Raw genomic sequence first — 19,632 nt, 5'->3', positions numbered from 1 at the left:
AGAATCGTTTTGATTCTTCTTTATACCCACAAAATCCTTTTGTCTTTTTAATGAAAGATGAAAGGATTTTTTTTTGAATAAAATAGCACCTAAGCATAATTCTATTTTTAGCAAATAAGAATATTCTCAAAAGACAATTCTAAAAATAGATTTTATTCTGTTAAAGCGTCAATATGACACTTACTTGTAAAAAGCCACTTCACACTGCATTTTACGTCTTTTATATAAAAAACTAACAAAAAATCCGAATTAAGTTTTTTTAAATATAATTTATTACGAATAATATTTTTATATATTTGCTAACGCATCAAAAAACAAGAGCGATTTTTGACTGTATAGCCAAACTAATATTGAATTAAATTGTTTTGAAATAAATTCGATTTGTAGAATTTAAATCAACACTACTTTTTTCAAATTCACGATACAATTATCTAACCAAAACCACAATAATGCCATTAAATCACTCTTCGGAGTGATTTTTTTTCAAATATTAGAAAGAATAATTCAGAGCAAACCCAAAATTATTATTGAATGTGATATCATTTTTTATAACAGCAGGTTTAAATGCCAGTCTTTCATCTACATTAAATTGAGATAGAGCGGCATCTATATTAGCATCAATAATATTTAAAACATAAAATCCGACTATAAATAGAGCTGATAAATCTCTATATCGTTGATATTCTTTTTGAGCAGTTGTCAATTGGCTTTCTGATAATCGTGCTAAAAATTCGGAATCACTTTTTTTCCCTTCAAGTCTGTTTTTGTATTCGTCTCTGTATAAATTATATTTTTTCTGATTATCAATATAAAAATAAGTGCTCGTGCCAATTGCGCCATAAACTAAAGGAAGTTTCCAGTATTTTTTATTATAAATCTGCCCTAAACCAGGCAAAACTGCCGAATAAAATGCAGCTTTTGCAGGACGTAGCGGATCAATTGTTTCCGATTTTAAAGAATCTTTTAAAACGATTTTATTTTTTTCTTGAGCGAAGATTGTAGTTAATCCTAAAAATAAAAATAGAAGAATAAGTTGGTTCTGCATATAAAGTTGTCTTTGAAAATTTGACTCAAAGAAAACTTTTTAGTTCTAAGATTTTTCTTAAATAAAAGATAAAGAAAGCTTAATTTTTGATTCGCCACGAATTCACACGAATTATTTTAAAAAATTATTGCCACAGATTAAAAGGATTTAAATGATTTTTTTAATCTTCATAATCTTTTTAATCTGTGGCAAAAAAATTCGTGCAAATTCTTGCAATTCGTGGCAAACTTTATTTTTACTCTTCAAATAATTCCATCAACTCCAACGCTCTTTTTATCGACTTCACATTTTCAAAAGTCAATAATAAACGTAATCCATTTACGGTTTGTTTTTCTTTCATTTTGCAAAGATTGCTATGCTTCTGAACAAAATTCAAGACGTTTCTAAACTTCACCGATTGATAATAATCAGATTGTTGATCAGATACAAAATAACCAATCATTTTACCTTGTTTCAAAACCAATTTCTCGATTCCGACTTTCGTCGCAATCCATTTTATTCTGATGCTGTTTAATAAAGCAACAGCTGGTTTTGGCAATGGTCCGAAACGATCGATTAGTTTTTTCTCAAATTCCTGTAAACCGGCTTCGTCTTTTATAGCGCCTAATTCGTTGTATAAAACCAAACGTTCCGAAACGTTGTTGATATATTCATCTGGGAATAAAAGCTCAAAATCGGCATCGATTTGTATGTCTTTTACGTATTCTTTGGTGTCAATATCATTTTCTTCCGGATACAAATCTTTGAATTCATTTTCCTTCAATTCTTCAATCGCTTCATTCATGATTTTTTGGTACGTATCAAAACCAATTTCGTTAATGAAACCGCTTTGTTCTCCACCTAATAAATCTCCTGCGCCACGAATTTCAAGATCTTTCATTGCGATATTAAAACCGCTTCCCAATTCGCTGAATTGTTCCAAAGCCTGAATACGTTTTCTAGCATCTTCGGTCATTGATGAATATGGCGGACAAATGAAATAACAGAATGCCTTTTTATTGCTTCGCCCTACTCGACCTCGCATTTGATGCAAATCTGACAATCCAAAATTATTGGCGTTGTTGATGAAAATTGTGTTGGCATTTGGAACGTCCAATCCGCTTTCGATGATTGTTGTTGCTACCAAAACATCAAAATCTCCATTCATGAAACCTAACATCAATTCTTCCAGTTTTGCGCCGTCCATTTGTCCGTGGCCAATTCCGACTCTTGCATTTGGAACCAAACGCTGAATCATTCCGGCCACTTCTTTTATATTTTCAATTCGGTTATTGATAAAGAAAACTTGTCCGTTTCTTTGAATTTCATACGAAATCGCATCGCGGATAATTTCTTCATTAAAACCAACCACATTCGTTTCAATTGGATAACGATTTGGCGGAGGCGTAGTAATTACCGATAAATCTCGCGCAGCCATCAATGAAAACTGAAGCGTTCTCGGAATTGGCGTTGCCGTTAATGTCAGCGTATCAACATTTGCTGCAATAGTTTTTAATTTATCTTTTACGTTTACACCAAACTTTTGTTCTTCATCAACAATCAATAAACCAAGGTCTTTAAAAACCACATTTTTGTTTACTAATTGATGTGTTCCAATTACAATATCGAGTTTTCCTTCGGCTAAATCTTTTAAGGTTTGCGTTTTTTGTTTTGCGGTTCTGAATCGGTTTAAGTAACCAATTGTAACTGGCATATCTTTCAAACGTTCTGAAAAAGTTCTGTAATGTTGGTATGCCAAAATAGTTGTCGGAACCAAAACCGCTACTTGTTTACTATTATCAACCGCTTTAAACGCCGCACGAATGGCAACCTCTGTTTTTCCGAAACCAACGTCACCACAAACCAAACGATCCATTGGGCGATCGCTTTCCATATCGGCTTTAACTTCCGCTGTCGATTTCATTTGGTCAGGCGTATCTTCGTAAATAAACGAACTTTCCAATTCGTTTTGAAGATAACTGTCTGGCGCAAACTGAAAACCTTTTTCTAAACGACGTTTTGCATATAGCTGAATCAAGTTGAACGCAATATGTTTAACACGCGCTTTGGTTTTTTGTTTTAAAACCTTCCAAGCGTTCGATCCTAATTTATAGATTTTTGGAGGAGTTCCGTCTTTTCCGTTGTATTTTGAGATTTTATGAAGCGAGTGAATGCTCACATACACAATATCATTATCGGCATAAACTAATTTTATCGCTTCTTGTGTTTTTCCTTCAACTTGAATTTTCTGCAATCCGCCAAACTTACCAATTCCGTGATCGATATGCGTTACATAATCGCCAACAGAAAGCGCAGTTAATTCTTTTAAAGTGATATTCTGCTTTTTAGAATATCCGTTTTTGATGTTGAATTTATGATAACGCTCAAAAATCTGATGATCGGTATAAGCCGTTATCTGGTTTTCTTCATCAATAAAACCTTGATATAAAGGCAATACAATGGTGTGATATTGCTTTCTGATATTTTCTGAATTGGCTTCGTCTAAGCTCTCAAAAATATCATGAAAACGTTTTGCCTGCGTATCATTCGAACAGAACAGATAGTTGACATATCCGTTAAAATGATTATCGCTCAAATTATTCAGCAATAAATCAAATTGTTTATTGAAAGACGGCTGTGGCTGAATATGGAATTCGAATTTCTTAGTGGTTTTATAAACTGGTCTTGAAGCCAATTCTACAACCGAAAAATCTAAAGATCTTTTGATAAATGACGCCTGATTTAAAAATAATTGTTCTGGCGTGGCATGTTTTATTTCTTTCGAAAGTTTCTCAAAAGCTTCTTCTGCCCTTGCAAACTGTTTATCCAATTGACTAAAAAGTCCTTCAGTATTTTGAATAAAAAGAACTGTTTTTTCGGCAATATAATCTAAGAAGCTTTCACGATTTTCCTGAAAAAGTTTGTTCTCAACATTCGGGATAATTGTGATTTTTTTATGCGTTTCGACAGATAATTGTGTTTCAACATCAAAAGTTCTAATGCTGTCTACTTCGTTTCCGAAAAACTCAATTCGATACGGATGATCATTTGAGAAAGAAAAGACATCGACAATTCCCCCACGAACTGAAAATTCTCCAGGTTCTGTAATAAAATCTACTCTTTTGAATTCGTATTCGAACAAAACTTCGTTGATAAAATCAATCGAAATTTTATCGTTTAAAGCTACTTTTAAAGTGTTTTTATCTAGTTCTCTTCTCGTAACTACTTTCTCAAAAAGTGCTTCTGGATAAGTAACAATTACGGCTGGCTTTTTTCTAGAATTGATTCTATTTAAAACCTCAGCACGAAGCAAAACATTGGCATTATCGGTTTCATCAATCTGGTAAGGACGGCGAAATGATGCGGGATAAAACAAAACATCTTGTTCTCCGATCATTTGCTCCAAATCGTTTAGATAATACGCAGCTTCTTCTTTATTGTCTAAAACAATCAGAAAAGGCAGTTCGGTTTTTCTGAAAACGGAACGGATAATAAATGAAACAGCAGATCCTAACAATCCGCTGATGTTCATTTTTACCTGATTTCCTTCCAGTAAATTTTTAGCAATCTGCTCTGCTTTTGGCAGATTGTCGTATGTAGTATATAAGGCGTTTTTACTCAACTTTTGGTATATTTGGATCTATTGGCGGTGCCGAATTCGGAATCGCGCGTGTTGTATCTAACATTCTAAGGAAATCTTCTTCTCCTTCTTCTTTCGGGATTTTGGCTTTTTCGACAATTTTATCCATTTGTCTCTCCAGCGAAATCAGTTCTTTGTTGATTTCCTGTATTAAAAAAACCACTTTATCATCTGGAATATTATTTAAATGAATAAACAAGTCCAGCATTCTGATTTTGGTAATCAAAATAGAAATACGGCTTTTAATCTGAGGCTGGTTAAATTGAGCTGGAATGTTGTTATTTAGAGCCATTGCTTTTCTAGAAATAGCTGCCGACTTCTTCTGAAATGCACCAATGGTCTTTCTAGGCTTTTCTCCAATTTCTTTTATAAATTCACGCCACTCGTTCCAAGAATTCAATTGCGATTCTGAGATTTCATTGATAGGTTCATCTAGAAAAGTCCAGCCTTTATTTATATTATTAAAAATAGCTTCTTTCTTTTTCGCTTCTTTTGCATTTTCTGCAAGGCGTTTTTCATTTTCATTTTGGCAAGAAAATAACACAGTTGTCAAAAGCAGAAAAAGAGATATTTGGTATTTCATTGATAAAATATAGTTAGGCTGCAAAGTTACGAAGTAAATTTACAATTATGAATTCTGTTTTTTGCTAAAGATTCTATAAATCAAGGTTATTTTTTTGTCTTTTCATGATAATTTGAATTACAATTTTAAATATTTCATTTGGTGGTTTTTCCAATAAAATAGCGCTTTTTCACGGATTTTCAAAAAAGGCACAAAGACACACTTTTAAAAGAGAATAATATAACAAACAAACTTTTTAATTATTGAATTTATAATTTATCCTTTAAAAAAGCGCAAGTAATTGCGAAAACGTTATATTTGTGTCTCTAAAAAATCATCAAAAAATGAATCCTAAAATATTGATCATTGGCGCCTGCGGTCAGATTGGAACAGAACTGACGCAAAAACTGCGTAAATTATACGGAACTGATAATGTTATCGCTTCTGATATTAGAAAATTAAATACTGATGTTGTTAATTCAGGCCCTTTTGAAGTGGTTAATGCTTTAGATTTTAATCAGATTGAGCATTTGGTTGAAGTGCATAAAATTACAGATGTATATCTGATGGCGGCACTTTTATCTGCAACTGCCGAAAAAAACCCAGCTTTTGCTTGGGATTTAAATATGAATTCGCTTTTTCATGTTTTGAATTTAGCCAAAGCAAAAAAAATTCAGAAGATTTTCTGGCCTTCAAGCATTGCTGTTTTTGGACCAACAACTCCAAAAGAAAATACTCCGCAATATACTGTAATGGAACCTTCAACAGTTTACGGAATCAGCAAACAAGCGGGCGAAAGATGGTGCGAATATTATCATAATATTTATGGCGTTGATGTTCGCAGTATTCGTTATCCAGGCTTAATTAGCTGGTCTACTCCTCCAGGCGGAGGAACTACAGATTATGCTGTTGATATTTTCTACAAGGCAATTGCCGATAAAAAATATGAGTGCTTTTTATCTTCTGAAACCAAAATGCCAATGATGTATATGGATGATGCCATTGATGCAACGATTAATATCATGAAAGCACCGGCTGAAGAAATCAAAATACATTCTTCATACAATCTGGCTGCAATGAGTTTTACTCCAACTGAAATTGCTGCCGAAATCAAAAAACATATTCCTGAATTTGAGATTACTTATAATCCAGATTTCCGCCAAAAAATTGCAGATAGCTGGCCAGCAAGTATTGATGATACTGAAGCAAGAAAGGATTGGGGATGGAATCATAAATTTGATCTTGAAACTATGACAAAAGATATGCTGGAGCATTTGAGTTAAATCTTCGATTATCATAAAAAAATCCCGTTTAGAAATAAATTCTAAACGGGATTTTTTTTATACAAACAACATGTATTATGATTACTTATTCGCATTAAAATATTCAATAAAAGAAGTAATTATTTCTTTATTTATTTCTCTAATTTGTTCGATTTGTTCTAAATTACAATTGTTTTCTTTGATATATTTATTTCCCAAATCTTTTAATACAATATCAGCTTCTTCCAAGACATCCCGAAAAATTATCAACCTCGTTTTATATTGACTTACTGTTCCATTATGAACAGGCATCAAATCTTTCTTATTCTTAACTGCTTTGTTTGCTATTTCTCTGTAATCTTCCATAATCAACTAAAATATAATTCAATCTCTTCGACTGTCAAAACACCTGACGTTTTTAATGCTAATGTAATTTGTGCGAGATCCTTTGCACAAATTTTTCCGATAACCTTACAAGATTTATCTTGTATTTTACTTTGGATATTCTCAGAAGATGATTTTATCGGAGAATTACATGATGCAAAAGAATCATGATGTAAAAATGGATTATCTGACTTTAGTATTGGAATTTGAAGGTCTAATAATTTTTTATCCTTAGCAATAAAAGGATGAATACTAGAATTTATATATACCGAACATGTGTAAACAATATCCTGAGAAATTCCTATTACAATGAACATTTTTAAATGATCAATTCCTGGAAAATCATGTAGAAAAACATCTCCTTTACTCAATCCTGCATTAAATATTTTCTGCAATTCATCACCACCAAATAAATCTCTGAACTTACTCATTAATATTATCTATTGAAGATGGTTTTTTAACAAGTTTTGCTCTTTCAGGTAATCAATATAGCTTTCATCAGATTCAATTTCCTTTAAAATATCTACAAATGAAATAGCTGAATTATTAACTGTATTAATCCATGCTTCACCATGCGATAACTCTCTAATTTCGTTCCATGACATATTTCCATATTTGTCTAAAGAAATATTCAATTGTTGCAAATCTGTTTGAGATAATTTATTTAGATTTGGCTCCGATTCTTCCTTTAATAAGCAACCTTCAACTACAGAAAAATATTTTGAAAAATGTCCATTATCCTTAAAATAGCCATTACCTTTTACTGATTTAAAAATATCGTACAAATAAGAAGGAACTGGTCCATCATTCATCGCAATATAATTATCTCCTGTAATAGTTCTTCCGTACTTTAAAAGATGTTCTCTATCGGCAAAAAAAAGAATTTTAAAAATTTTATGAAAATCTTTTCTACTTAATTTTGTAAGAATGTAAAGAACTGCATTGATAGCTCTATCCTCATCAAATACTATTTTGAAATCTTTTATCATTTTACAAAGTTAATAATTTTTTAGAATTTTAAAAAGCAAGATGTTATTTGAAAGAAAAAGATTATGTTTTATATTAAGTTATTAGGAATAAAAAAATCCAAAGCCAGAAACTAGCTTTGGATTTTTTTATTTGAAATTTTTGAATCTTTACTTCACTTCAAAAACATTATTTGTTTGTTTTACATCAGCCATTAATCCGCTTGGATCGATAGTGATTTTTTTGATTGACGTTTTGTTTTTGTCAATTGTAAAACTATAGTTTTGCTGTGCCCAAGCCCAATCTTCTAGAACTGTTCTTTTTTCGTTCGGATTTGGATTTGGTTTAATGAAGTTCATCATTCTTAACGGAATATAGAATGCCTCAGATGTTCCGTCTGTATAATCTACTTTTAAATCGATTGGCATTGGCATTCTTCCAATCCTTTCTAAAGAAATTGTTGTTTTTCCTGCATTATCAGCAACGTCTTTAATTCCGTAATCGATCGTATTTGTAGTTTGTGTCCAATCAATTAAATACCAGTCTAACTCTGCTCCAGAAACTCTTTCAGCTGTTCTTTTAATGTCGTTTGGAGTTGGATGTTTGAATTTGAAATCGTTGAAATATCTTTTTAAAGTCGCATCAACATTCTCTTTTCCAATTACATATTCTAACTGAGAAAGGAAAAGACTTCCTTTTACGTAAGAAGAAATGCTGTAAGGACGATTTTCATCATAACGATCTCCGTGAGTTGTCTGTGGCTGTTCTTTTCCAGAATTTACTAAACTGTAATATGCTTTATAATTTCCAGCAAAAGGGTTTACTTCTTTTTTGTCTCCTTTTAATTCATTCAAAGCACTGTCTTCGATGTAAGTTGTAAAACCTTCATCCATCCAAGGGTGTTTTGATTCGTTTGAAGCCAGAATGTGTTGGAACCAAGAGTGTCCTAATTCGTGCGTTGCAGTTCCTAGAATTCCTTCTAGAGTTCCGTTTCCTAACATTAAAGTACACATTGCGTACTCCATTCCACCGTCTCCACCTTGAATAAATGAATATTGTTTGTATGGATAAGCTCCAACTCTCTGGTTGTAATATTCCATTACCCTAACCATTAACGGCTCTAATTGTTTCCAGTTTGCCGTTGTTTTTTCGTTGTTCTTGTAGAAGAAATGCAAATCAACATCATTTGGTCCTTTTATAATATCATGTGTATATTCCTTGTCAGCAGCCCATGTAAAATCGTGAACATTTGGCGCAATAAAATGCCATGTAATTGTTTTAGCTTTTTTAGGATATGTAACCGTTACACCTGCATCTTGGTAACCATGCCCAATTGAATTTTTGTCTTGCAAATATCCTGAACCACCAATTGTATAATCTTTATCGATTGTAATTTTTACATCAAAATTACCCCAAACGCCATGAAATTCTCTTGCGATGTAAGGATCTGCGTGCCATCCTTCAAAATCAAATTCAGCTAATTTTGGATACCATTGTGACATAGAAAGTTCAACTCCTTCAGAATTGTTTCTTCCTGAACGACGAATCTGAACTGGAACTTGTCCGTCAAAATCTAATGTAAAAATCGTTTTAGAATTTGGAAGGATTGGTTTTGCCAAAGTCACTTCTAAGATTGTTCCTGAAACTCTCGTTTGAGCAGTAACACCATCTTGTTTGAAGTTTGTGATTTTTAAATACCCAATTTCGTTAGGTTTTAAAGTTTCAATACGGCTTTGTTTTACTTCTTTTCCGTCAGCTTGTTTTACTTTGTTTACCATTCTTCCGTCTGGATCTTTAATAAAATGAAGACGCGCATCCATTTCGCTTCCTGGTTGAAAAGCATTTGGATATAAATGATAGAATACTTTTTTTAGAGTATCAGAAGAGTTGTTGGTATAAACCAATTCTTGTTTCCCTTTGTACTGATAGTTTTTTACATCCATCGAAACCTCCATTTTATAGTCAGCGTGCTGCTGCCAATATGGGGCGCTTTGTGCAAAAGCCGAATTAAAACCTAAGCTTAGGAAAGAAAGTAAAATAATTTTTCGCATGTTAATATGTAATAGAAAATGGAAGAGCTCTCGCCCTTCCATTGGATTAATAGTGTATTATTGTTTATTTTTTAGACATCTTTTCAGCCATTAATAAAGCGTTGTAAGCATTTACCATCTTAGCCGTTTTTGATGATTCTACAGAAGAAACTGGTTTTGGACTTTCATCTGGATTTTCGCTTTCACCCAAAACAACCATTGAAGGAAGTGCTACTCCAGAGTCCATCAAAATCTTTTTAACCTGAGCGGCTTTTAATTTTGGATAGTAAGAACGAATCAAAGCGGCTACACCTGCTGCATTTGGAGATGCCATTGATGTTCCTTGCAAATATTTGTATTTGTTGTTTGGCACTGTCGCATAGATTTCTTCACCTGGAGCAAAAACGTCTACGTTTATTTTTCCGAAGTTTGAGAATGGTGCCACAACGTTTTCTCCATAAGATTTATTAATAGCTCCGATAGTAATTAAATTGTCCGCAAACTCTTTTACGTTGTCTTTAGAATCGTTCGGATAATTGATGTTTTTAGTTTCATCAATATTGTAACCATCGTTACCTGCTGCATGAACAATTAAAACGTCTTTTTTAGCTGCATAGGCAATAGCATCATAAACCCATTGTTTATGCGGAGAAAAGCTTTTTCCAAAACTTCCGTTGATTACTTTTGCTCCATTGTCTACTGCATAACGAATTGCTAAAGCAATATCTTTATCGTACTCGTCTCCATCTGGAACTGCTCTAACAGTCAAAATTTCAACGTTTGTTGCTACTCCGTCTCCACCTAAATTATTTCCTCTAATTTGAGCAATAATTCCCGCAACGTGCGTTCCGTGAAGTGCTTTTTCTTTATCTGGACCAAAAACTACATTATTACCGTAATGATTGTTTTTAATGTCTTCTGGATTATCACCAACTATTTTTCTTCCGTCAAAATCTTTGTTCAAGTTATAGTTTAACTGATCGTCAACTTGTTCTTTGTATTCTGTGAAATCAGCTTCGGGATCAAAAGTTGGCCCTGCATTTGTAAAAATCTGAGTCATAATTGCCTTACTTCTTGCCACTTTCGGATCTGTAGAAGTAATTGCACTTAAGTCTTCTATTTTATATGTTGACTTATTAAGCTCTTTTTTAATAGTATTATGAACCTCAAGCAAAAAGTCTACTTGCTGTTTATCTTTTAAAGCTTTTTCATATTTCTCTGTGTATTGCGCCAAAGCTGCTTTATATTCTGGAGAACCATCATCAGCTTTTTTTACGATACGTGTCATTTCTAGATTTTCATGAACAGCATCTCCAAGGAAGTTCCATCCGTGAACGTCATCGATAAATCCGTTTTTATCATCATCGATTCCGTTTCCTGGAATTTCTTTTTTATTTGTCCAAATCATTCCCTGCAAATCTTCATGCTCGATATCGACACCAGAATCTACAATTCCAACAATTACTTTCTGCCCTTTTTTACCTTGCAGTAATTCAGCATAAGCTCTGTCAACACTCATTCCCGGAATAGAGTCTTTTATTAAATCTAGATGGCTCCATCTTTTTAATTCATTTTCGCTAACAGGCACTTTTTTTACAACTGCCGCAGGCGCTGTAATAAACTCTTTTGAAGTAGAAACCTGCGCTTGAACTGTAGCGCTGCATCCTGCTAAAACAAGCATTGCAAAAGCAGATAATTTAAGGGGTTTTATATGACTCATGTATGTTTAAATATTAAGTAAAGTTAAAAGATGGGTCTAAATTATGCTTTTTTGTTACAAAAAGCTAACTGTTAACAATGTGTTATGAAATTTTGATGAAAAATACTGAAAACTATAACATCTGCAAACATTTACCTATCAATTCATTATAAATATAAATGCCATAAATTAGAAATATACTTAAATGCAATTATTTGTGTGCGAATGGTAAAAAATAAACAAATAATATAGTCTTTACGGCTTCACGTAAGGTTTGCCCATTTTATTAACCTATACTTGCGCAACCTAATTCTAAACTTATTCTATGAAGACAAAACTACTCTTGTTATTCTTATTGACGAATTTTTCTATTTATGCCCAAATTAATTTGGTCCCAAATGGCGGACTTAATTCTTGGGCGGGATTTACACTTCAAGACTGGACCACGGAAAATAGTGTCTCCAGAAGAAGTGCCAATTATGAAGGGGCTTTTAGTGCAGAATTATCATATATAAGTGCTTCTCCTAAAATTACTGCGCAAGTGCCATTACAAGCAGGTGTTACTTATACAATCAAATTTAAGTACCTGTACGCAGATAACAATTATAATGGAAGCCATCCTATTTCATTAAACATCTCAAAAAACGGAAGTTCTAGTACTTTATCGTCAAGCACTATTGCTACCAACAATTTATGGAATGAAAAAGAAGCAACTTTTACCCCTGATGCAAATCTTTCATATGATTTATCAATTTCTACTTTTAGTTTTGATAATGCTCCTTTCACTGTTTTGATCGACCACGTTCAGGTATATGTAGCGGGAACAGAACAATACACAAAAATTCCTGATATAAATTTTGAAAATAAATTGATTTCCTTAGGCATTGATTCTGGAGCGCCTGATGGAAAAGTACAAACAAGCAATATTAATACAATAACATCATTGGATGTTTCAACCAGTAATATTACTGATTTAACAGGGATTGAAGACTTCGTTTCGTTAACTCAGTTATATACAATGTCGAATAAATTGACAACATTGGATTTGTCTAAAAATGTAGAGTTAACAACCTTAAGATGTGATTCAAATTATAGTATAACAAGTTTAAACGTCTCTAAAAATACTAAACTTATCAATTTATATTGCGCCGACAATAAGCTCTCTAGTTTAGATGTTTCTGCTCTTCCAGACTTAATAGATTTATATTGCAGTAGTAACCAACTAAGCAGTTTAAATCTTTCTTCTAATACAAAATTACAATATCTGTATGTAAATGGAAATCTTTTGACGTCTTTGGATTTAAGTAAAAATACGCTTTTAAATACTATACAATCTCAAGACAATAGCAGACTTGAAACCTTAAATCTTCAGAATGGGCAAAACACTCTGATAAAAAAAATAAACTTAAACTATACTCCAAGCTTATATTGTATTCTAGTTGATGATGTAGCATATTCTACTGGTAACTGGGAATCATTTAAAGGAAGCAATGTTGATTACTCATTAACTTGCCAAACTCCCGAATACATTATAATACCTGATCCAGAATTTGAAAAAGCTTTAATGACTAATAGTTTGGACGGTGTAGTAGACGGTAAAATTCTAAAATCTAAAGTTTTAGCTACCGAAAAACTAAATCTTAACATCGAGAATGTAACCGATGTAACAGGTTTAGAATCTTTTAAAAACTTAAAAAAATTAGAACTTACGGCATTCTCGAAAGCCAGTACAATAACTAAATTTGATATTACTCCTTTTACTCAACTTACATCTTTCATTTGCCGAACTAGAAGCCTATCTGAAATTAATGTATCGCAGAATGTAAATCTTACAGAATTAAATTTAAGCAATAATAAGCTTACTAAGCTTGATGTGAGTTCAAATTTGGCTTTAGAAACATTAATAATTTCATCAAATGCAATTACTGAACTTAATGTTACTCAAAATACAGCATTAAAAACACTAGGTTGTGGAGAAAATCCTTTAACAGTAATTAATGTTTCTAAAAACACTGCACTAGAAAGCCTTTACTGCTACAATAACAAAATCAAAACTTTGGATATCACAAACAATCCTGCTTTAAAGAATTTAGATGTTGAACTTAATGATTTAAAATTACTAGACATTTCTAAAAACTTACAGTTAGTGACTCTTAATTGTGATCAAAACGATTTTAAATCGTTAGATATTTCGAAAAATACTTTAATAGCAAAATTTTCTTGCGGTTATAATAACGATTTGTCTTATTTAAACCTTAAAAATGGTAATAATAAAAACTTCATAACAAACACCTCAAACTATAGAGGTTTTAGAAATACAAGATTAAGCTGTATTGAAGTAGATGATGTTGCGTACTCTAATGCAAATTGGGCAACATTAAAAGATGCCTCTGCGACTTATTCTTCTTCATGCGATGTAGTACTTGCATATACCACAATCCCTGATTCAAATTTTGAAGAGGCATTAATTCTACAAGGAATTGACAAAGATGGTAAAAATGGTAAAGTTTTAACTTCTGAGATACTTAATCTTACTTCTTTAAATGTATCTAACAGTAACATTAAAGACCTAACGGGAATTCAGGATTTTGTTTCTTTAACTTCATTAGATGCTTCTAAAAATAATTTGACTGCATTAAATGTATCAAACAATACGTTCTTAACTGAATTAAAATGTAGCAATAACACTCTTTTTTCATTAGATGTATCTCATAATACAACACTGACCAACTTAAGCGCAAGTTTTAACAAAATAGTAAGCTTAGATCTTTCTGCAAACAAGAGTCTAAAAGAAGTTGACTGTGCTTCTAATAACCTGCACAATCTTAATTTGAAAAACGGTAATAACGCAAATATGCAGCGTATGATTTTCGGCAATTTCACCGAAAACTCACATTTAGTATGCATTGAGGTTGATGATGCAGCATTTGCTGAAGCAAACTGGATTGCAAAAGATGCAAGTGCAAGTTATTCATCTCAAGCATGTCCGCTAAATGAACAGCAAACATTAATTCCGGACTTAAATTTTGAAAAAATATTAATTGCTAAGGGTATAGATAAAGATGGGGAAAATGGAAAAGTACGTACTTTGAGCATTTTAACATTAACAGATTTAACCTTAAATGACACAAATAATAAAGTTTCAGATCTAACTGGTATCCAAGATTTTAGAGCTTTGACCTCACTTAATGCAAACAATAATAATATTAAAACAATTGATCTTTCTAGCAATACTGCATTAATTATTCTAGATCTTGACAATAACCAACTAACTGAAATTGATGTATCAAACAATACTTCTTTATGGGCTTTGAGCTTAAACTATAATAAATTAACTACGCTTGATATTTCTAAAAACACAAGATTAGGATCTTTAAAAATACAAGGAAATCGATTTACAGATCTTAACATTTCAAAAAATACAAATTTAAGTACATTAGATGTTCGAGACAATCAATTAACCGCTTTAGAACTTTCTAAAAACACGATCTTGAGCAGGTTATATTTAGGTAGTAATAATCTAAAAACCATCGATTTGTCTCAAAATGCAAAATTGGATTATTTATCTATTTACGACAATTTGCTAACATCCCTAGACGTTTCAAACAACCCGCTTTTAGTGGCACTACAATGTGCTCAAAATCAGATCAGAACCTTAGATTTGTCTAAAAACAGCAAACTGGCCCAATTATATGTAAACGATAATAAGATATACAATTTGAATTTGAAAAACGGAGCTAATAGTTTAATAAATACTACTTACTCAGACTTCAAAAGAAACCCTTATTTAACTTGTATTGAGGTTGATGATGTGGCTTTTTCAAACGAAAAATGGAATACATTAAAAGACGTAACTGCTAGTTTTTCATCAGCAACATGTCCAAATGGAGAACCTTTTACATTAATTCCTGATGTTAATTTTGAGAATAAATTAATCGCTCTTGGAATTGACAAAGATGGTCCAAACGGAAAAGTAGCAACTTATAGCATTGATGCGGTAACTTCTCTAAACGTATCAAAGAGTAATATTACTGATTTGACAGGATTAGAAGATTTTACTGCGTTAACTTCATTAGATGCTGCTGATAACAAATTGACGACAATTAATATTACTAATAATAAATTGTTGGCCAATTTAAATGTAAGCAAAAACCAATTGTCTTCTGTAGATGTCTCTGCAAACTACAAATTAGCAACCTTAAACTGTAGTGCAAATAAAATCACGGCTTTAAATCTTTCCAATAATTATCTATTGAGTAATTTAAACTGTAGTAATAATACAATTACAACATTGGATGTGTCTAATCAATTAGAATTAACTAATTTAAACTGTAGCACTAATGCTCTTACGGTTTTGAATCTTTCAAGAAATACCAAACTAACAGCATTAAGTGCTAGTATTAATAAATTGGAAAGTTTAGATGTTTCTAAAAACACAATGCTGAAAGAAATTGACTGTGCAAGTAATGAGTTATACAACTTAAACTTGAAAAACGGGAACAATGCTAATATGGAAAGAGTAATTTTTGGAAATTTCACAGAAAATCCGAACTTACTTTGTATTCAAGTTGACGATGCCGCATTCTCAAATGATAATTGGATTGCAAAAGATGCAACTGCAACATACTCTTCTGAAGCATGTCCTGTAAACGGGAAGTACACTTTGATACCTGATCCAAATTTTGAAAAAATATTAATTGCTAAAAACATTGACACAGATGGTGAAAACGGAAAAGTACTTACCAAAAGTCTTTTAAAAGTTACCTATTTAAATGTTAGCGACGGCAGTCTGAAAGTATCTGATTTAACAGGTATTGAAGACTGTACAGCATTAGAAACTTTATATTGTTATTCTGCCGCATTGACTAATTTAGATGTTTCTAAGAACGTAAACTTACAAACTTTAGACTGTTCAAATAATAAATTAACTACTTTGAACTTGTCAAAAAACAGTCAATTAAAATCAGTAGATTTTTCTAGGAATGATTTAACATCAATAGATCTTTCAGCAAATACTAATTTAACTCGTTTAACTGGAAGCAACAATCAGCTTTCAGCATTAGATCTTTCAAAAAATGAAGCGTTGGAAACAGTATCTGTTTATAATAATAAACTAACCGATTTAAATATTGCTGGGAATCTTTACATAACCAATTTAACGGTTTCAAAAAACCTTCTAACATCAATAGACCTTTCAAACAACGCAAGTTTAAAAGCTGTAGACATTGCTGAGAACCAGTTTACAACAGTTGATTTTTCTAAAAACCCTTTATTAGTATCAATATTTGCAAGCAAAAATAATCTAGAGAGTCTAAATCTTAGCAATAATACCTTGTTAACTTCATTGCATTTGCAATACAATAAACTCTCAACTCTTGATATTTCTACAAATAAAGTTTTAAGTACCGTTTTTCTTTATGACAATATGCTGACCTCTTTTGATATAACTAAAAATTCTGCAATAAATACTTTAAACTTAGACAGTAATCAATTGACAAATTTAAATTTAAAAAACGGAAAAAATAGCTCGATAGCTGTTGTTAGTATGCGTCAAAACTCAAAATTAAATTGCATTCTTGTCGATGATGTAATTTATGCTAATACTAATTGGAATACTAGTAAAGATGAAATAGCAACTTACAACACAGAATGTACTGGCGAATTAGTTCTAGCTCCAAGCAATTTTACTGTAGAAACTAAAGGAGAATCTTGTTTAGGTGAAAATAACGGAGAAATCAGTATTGTTGGAAAAGCTTCATTTGCTTACAATGCAATGATAAACGACAAATCGTACACTTTTACAAATAATGCTTTAAAAGTTTCTGCATTAACTCCAGGAGTTTACAAAATTAAGATTACCATTCCTGAAATGATTTTCGAACAAAATTTCAATGTAACCATTCAAAAAGGCGCAACTATTACAGGAAAATCTGATGTAAGCGCAAAGAATCTAAATGTTGAAATCACTGAAGGAACTGCTCCTTTTACTGTATTTATTGATGGTACAGCACAATTTCAGACAACAGACAACAATTTTACAGTTTCTCTAGATAAAGCTGGATTAGTTGAAGTGGCAACCGCAAAAGCTTGCGAAGGCATTTTTGCTAAAAAAGTTACTTCTTATGAATTAGGCACAATGCTTTCTGCTTATCCAAACCCTACTTCTGGCAGTATCGAAATCGAAATTCCAAGTACAAAAACTGAAGTTAGCATTGATTTATACAATTTTGGCGGTCAATTGGTTTCTCACGGAACTTATAATATTGAAAATGGAAGAGCGCTTTTAAATCTTGAAAAATTGCCTTCAGGAATTTATGCTGCTAAAATCAACTTGGAAACTCCAGAATACATTAAAATCATAAAAAAATAAAAAATGAAGAACTCTATATATTTATCAATAATCTGTTTAGTATTTACGGCCTGCGGAAGTGGCGGCGGAGATGACCCAGTTAATCCTCCAGTAGAAAATACAGCTCCGTCTGTTCCTGTTTTAACTCTTCCGGTTGACAATAAATTATGTTTAGACAATACTGTTTCTTTTCAGTGGAATGCTTCAACTGATGCGCAAAAAGATGCAATCGTTTATCAGATTCAAATTGCAAAAGATAACGGATTTGCTCAAATCGTCAATACGCTTGATAATTCGTCTCTTTCTACCAGTGCTTTAGCTTTAGAGAAAAATACAGCTTATTATTGGAGAGTTAAAGCAACAGATGCTAAAGGATTATCTAGTGCTTATTCTTCAACATTTAAGTTTTATACGGCTGGCACAGCTGTAGTGAATCATTTGCCTTTTGCTCCAGAATTGATTGCTCCAGCAATCAATGCAGCCTTGAGCACGTCAACTGCAACTTTAACTTGGAATGCTTCTGATGTTGATCTTTCTGATGTTCTTACTTATGATGTTTATTTTGGAACTACAAATCCGCCAACAGCAAAAGTAAGTGAGAATGCAAGTTCAAAATCATTTGAGATTACGCTTCAGCCGACAACTCAGTATTACTGGAGAGTCGTTGTCAAAGACAATAAAGGCGGTGAAACCATAGGCCAAGTTTGGAAGTTTAAAACAAACTAGGCTTTGAAAATTACAATTAGTTAAATCAAAAATCCCATTTTCATTCATGTGAAAATGGGATTTTTTACGTTCAATATATTTTGCTTAAAGAATCTCTTCGCAAGTAAAAACATCTTTCAATCGAACCCCTTTTTCGGTATGTTCAACAGTAATAATTTGATTGTGTGCATCGTGTTCTAAAAACAAATAATGATTATTATCTGCTGCCAAATTCAAGAATTTTGATTTCTCCGGCATTGTCAGCAAAGGTCGTGTATCGTAACCCATTACATACGGAAGGGGAATATGTCCCGCTGTTGCTAATAAATCGGCACAAAAAACAATCGTTTTATCTTGGTATTTTATGTACGGAATCATTTGTTTTTCGGTGTGGCCATCAACATAATAAATATCAAAACCAAGTGCTGCCGAAAAACCAAAATCAGATTCAGGTCTTTCAATAAAATTCAACTGTCCGCTTTCTTGCATTGGAAGGATATTTTCAGATAAGAAAGATGCTTTTTCACGGGCATTAGGTTTTGTTGCCCATTCCCAATGATTTTCGTTTGTCCAAAATTTAGCATTTTTAAAAGCTGGCTCATAACCCGTTTTATTGGCATTCCATTGAACACTTCCTCCGCAGTGATCAAAATGAAGATGCGTCATAAAAACATCCGTAATATCATCTCGATTGAATCCGTATTTTGCTAAAGATTTATCTAAAGAATGCGAACCCCAAAGCGAATAATACCCAAAAAACTTTTCTGATTGTTTATCGCCCATTCCTGTATCAATCAAAATAAGACGATTTCCGTCTTCGATCAATAAACATCGAGCAGCAATATCAATTAAATTATTAGCATCGGCAGGATTTGTCTTGTTCCAGATTGTCTTCGGAACAACACCAAACATTGCGCCTCCGTCTAGTTTAAAATTTCCGGATTCTATTGGGTAAAGTTTCATGAGAATAATTTTCTAAAAGAACAAAGCTAGAAAATTCAAACTCCTTTT

12 protein-coding genes are annotated in these 19,632 nt (G+C 32.3%); 3 read left to right on the top strand and 9 right to left on the bottom strand.

Annotation, left to right across the window (positions count from 1 at the left end):
* Positions 1–490 precede the first annotated feature (490 nt).
* The 3 genes from ACNRYB_RS05555 to ACNRYB_RS05545 form a co-directional block, all read right to left on the bottom strand.
* The gene (locus ACNRYB_RS05555; protein WP_129745934.1) at positions 491–1,045 is read right to left on the bottom strand and encodes a DUF5683 domain-containing protein; all 555 of its coding nucleotides are present in this window, start codon (positions 1,043–1,045) and stop codon (positions 491–493) included.
* A 235-nt stretch (positions 1,046–1,280) separates the two neighbouring features.
* Positions 1,281–4,646, bottom strand: a complete 3,366-nt coding sequence (gene mfd / locus ACNRYB_RS05550; protein WP_473729470.1) for a transcription-repair coupling factor — start codon at positions 4,644–4,646, stop codon at positions 1,281–1,283.
* Positions 4,639–5,247 carry a hypothetical protein gene (locus ACNRYB_RS05545; protein ID WP_129745932.1) on the bottom strand — a complete coding sequence of 203 codons (609 nt, stop codon included), beginning with the start codon at positions 5,245–5,247 and terminating at the stop codon, positions 4,639–4,641. The genes mfd and ACNRYB_RS05545 overlap by 8 nt, the downstream gene beginning before the upstream one ends.
* 323 nt (positions 5,248–5,570) lie before the next feature.
* Between ACNRYB_RS05545 and ACNRYB_RS05540 the strand changes: the two genes are divergently transcribed.
* Positions 5,571–6,509: an L-threonine 3-dehydrogenase gene (locus tag ACNRYB_RS05540; RefSeq protein WP_473729469.1), complete on the top strand. Its 939-nt coding sequence runs from the start codon at positions 5,571–5,573 to the stop codon at positions 6,507–6,509.
* An 81-nt stretch (positions 6,510–6,590) separates the two neighbouring features.
* Here ACNRYB_RS05540 and ACNRYB_RS05535 read toward each other — a convergent pair whose 3' ends face one another.
* The 5 genes from ACNRYB_RS05535 to ACNRYB_RS05515 all read right to left on the bottom strand — a co-directional run bounded on the left by ACNRYB_RS05535 (position 6,591) and on the right by ACNRYB_RS05515 (position 11,588).
* On the bottom strand, positions 6,591–6,854 hold the full coding sequence (locus ACNRYB_RS05535; RefSeq protein ID WP_473729468.1) for a hypothetical protein: 264 nt from the start codon (positions 6,852–6,854) through the stop codon (positions 6,591–6,593).
* Positions 6,855–6,856: 2 nt separating this feature from the next.
* Positions 6,857–7,303, bottom strand: coding sequence for a hypothetical protein (locus ACNRYB_RS05530; protein WP_308067657.1), 447 nt, complete (start codon positions 7,301–7,303; stop codon positions 6,857–6,859).
* A 9-nt stretch (positions 7,304–7,312) separates the two neighbouring features.
* Positions 7,313–7,861 (bottom strand): Panacea domain-containing protein, encoded by a 549-nt coding sequence (locus ACNRYB_RS05525; RefSeq protein ID WP_308067658.1) that lies wholly within the window; start codon positions 7,859–7,861, stop codon positions 7,313–7,315.
* Positions 7,862–8,008: 147 nt separating this feature from the next.
* On the bottom strand, positions 8,009–9,889 hold the full coding sequence (locus tag ACNRYB_RS05520) for a M1 family metallopeptidase (RefSeq protein WP_473729467.1): 1,881 nt from the start codon (positions 9,887–9,889) through the stop codon (positions 8,009–8,011).
* A gap of 64 nt (positions 9,890–9,953) precedes the next feature.
* Positions 9,954–11,588: a S8 family peptidase gene (locus tag ACNRYB_RS05515; protein WP_473729466.1), complete on the bottom strand. Its 1,635-nt coding sequence runs from the start codon at positions 11,586–11,588 to the stop codon at positions 9,954–9,956.
* A 304-nt stretch (positions 11,589–11,892) separates the two neighbouring features.
* Here ACNRYB_RS05515 and ACNRYB_RS05510 point away from each other — a divergent pair, with 304 nt between their 5' ends.
* Together ACNRYB_RS05510 and ACNRYB_RS05505 are read left to right on the top strand one after the other, a co-directional pair.
* A complete protein-coding gene (locus ACNRYB_RS05510) occupies positions 11,893–17,937 on the top strand; it encodes a T9SS type A sorting domain-containing protein (RefSeq protein ID WP_473729465.1) in 6,045 nt (2,014 codons plus the stop codon).
* Between the two features lie 3 nt (positions 17,938–17,940).
* Complete coding sequence (locus ACNRYB_RS05505; RefSeq protein ID WP_473729464.1) at positions 17,941–18,642, top strand: glycoside hydrolase family 78 protein; 702 nt, start codon at positions 17,941–17,943, stop codon at positions 18,640–18,642.
* Positions 18,643–18,726: 84 nt separating this feature from the next.
* Here the strand turns inward: ACNRYB_RS05505 and ACNRYB_RS05500 are convergent, their stop codons facing one another.
* Positions 18,727–19,584, bottom strand: a complete 858-nt coding sequence (locus ACNRYB_RS05500; RefSeq protein ID WP_129745925.1) for an MBL fold metallo-hydrolase — start codon at positions 19,582–19,584, stop codon at positions 18,727–18,729.
* Between the last annotated feature and the right edge of the window lie 48 nt (positions 19,585–19,632).

The organism is Flavobacterium sp. CR10 (assembly GCF_055814415.1).
The sequence above is the reverse complement of the archived record's forward strand: the minus strand, read 5'-3'. Positions and strand labels throughout refer to the sequence as shown.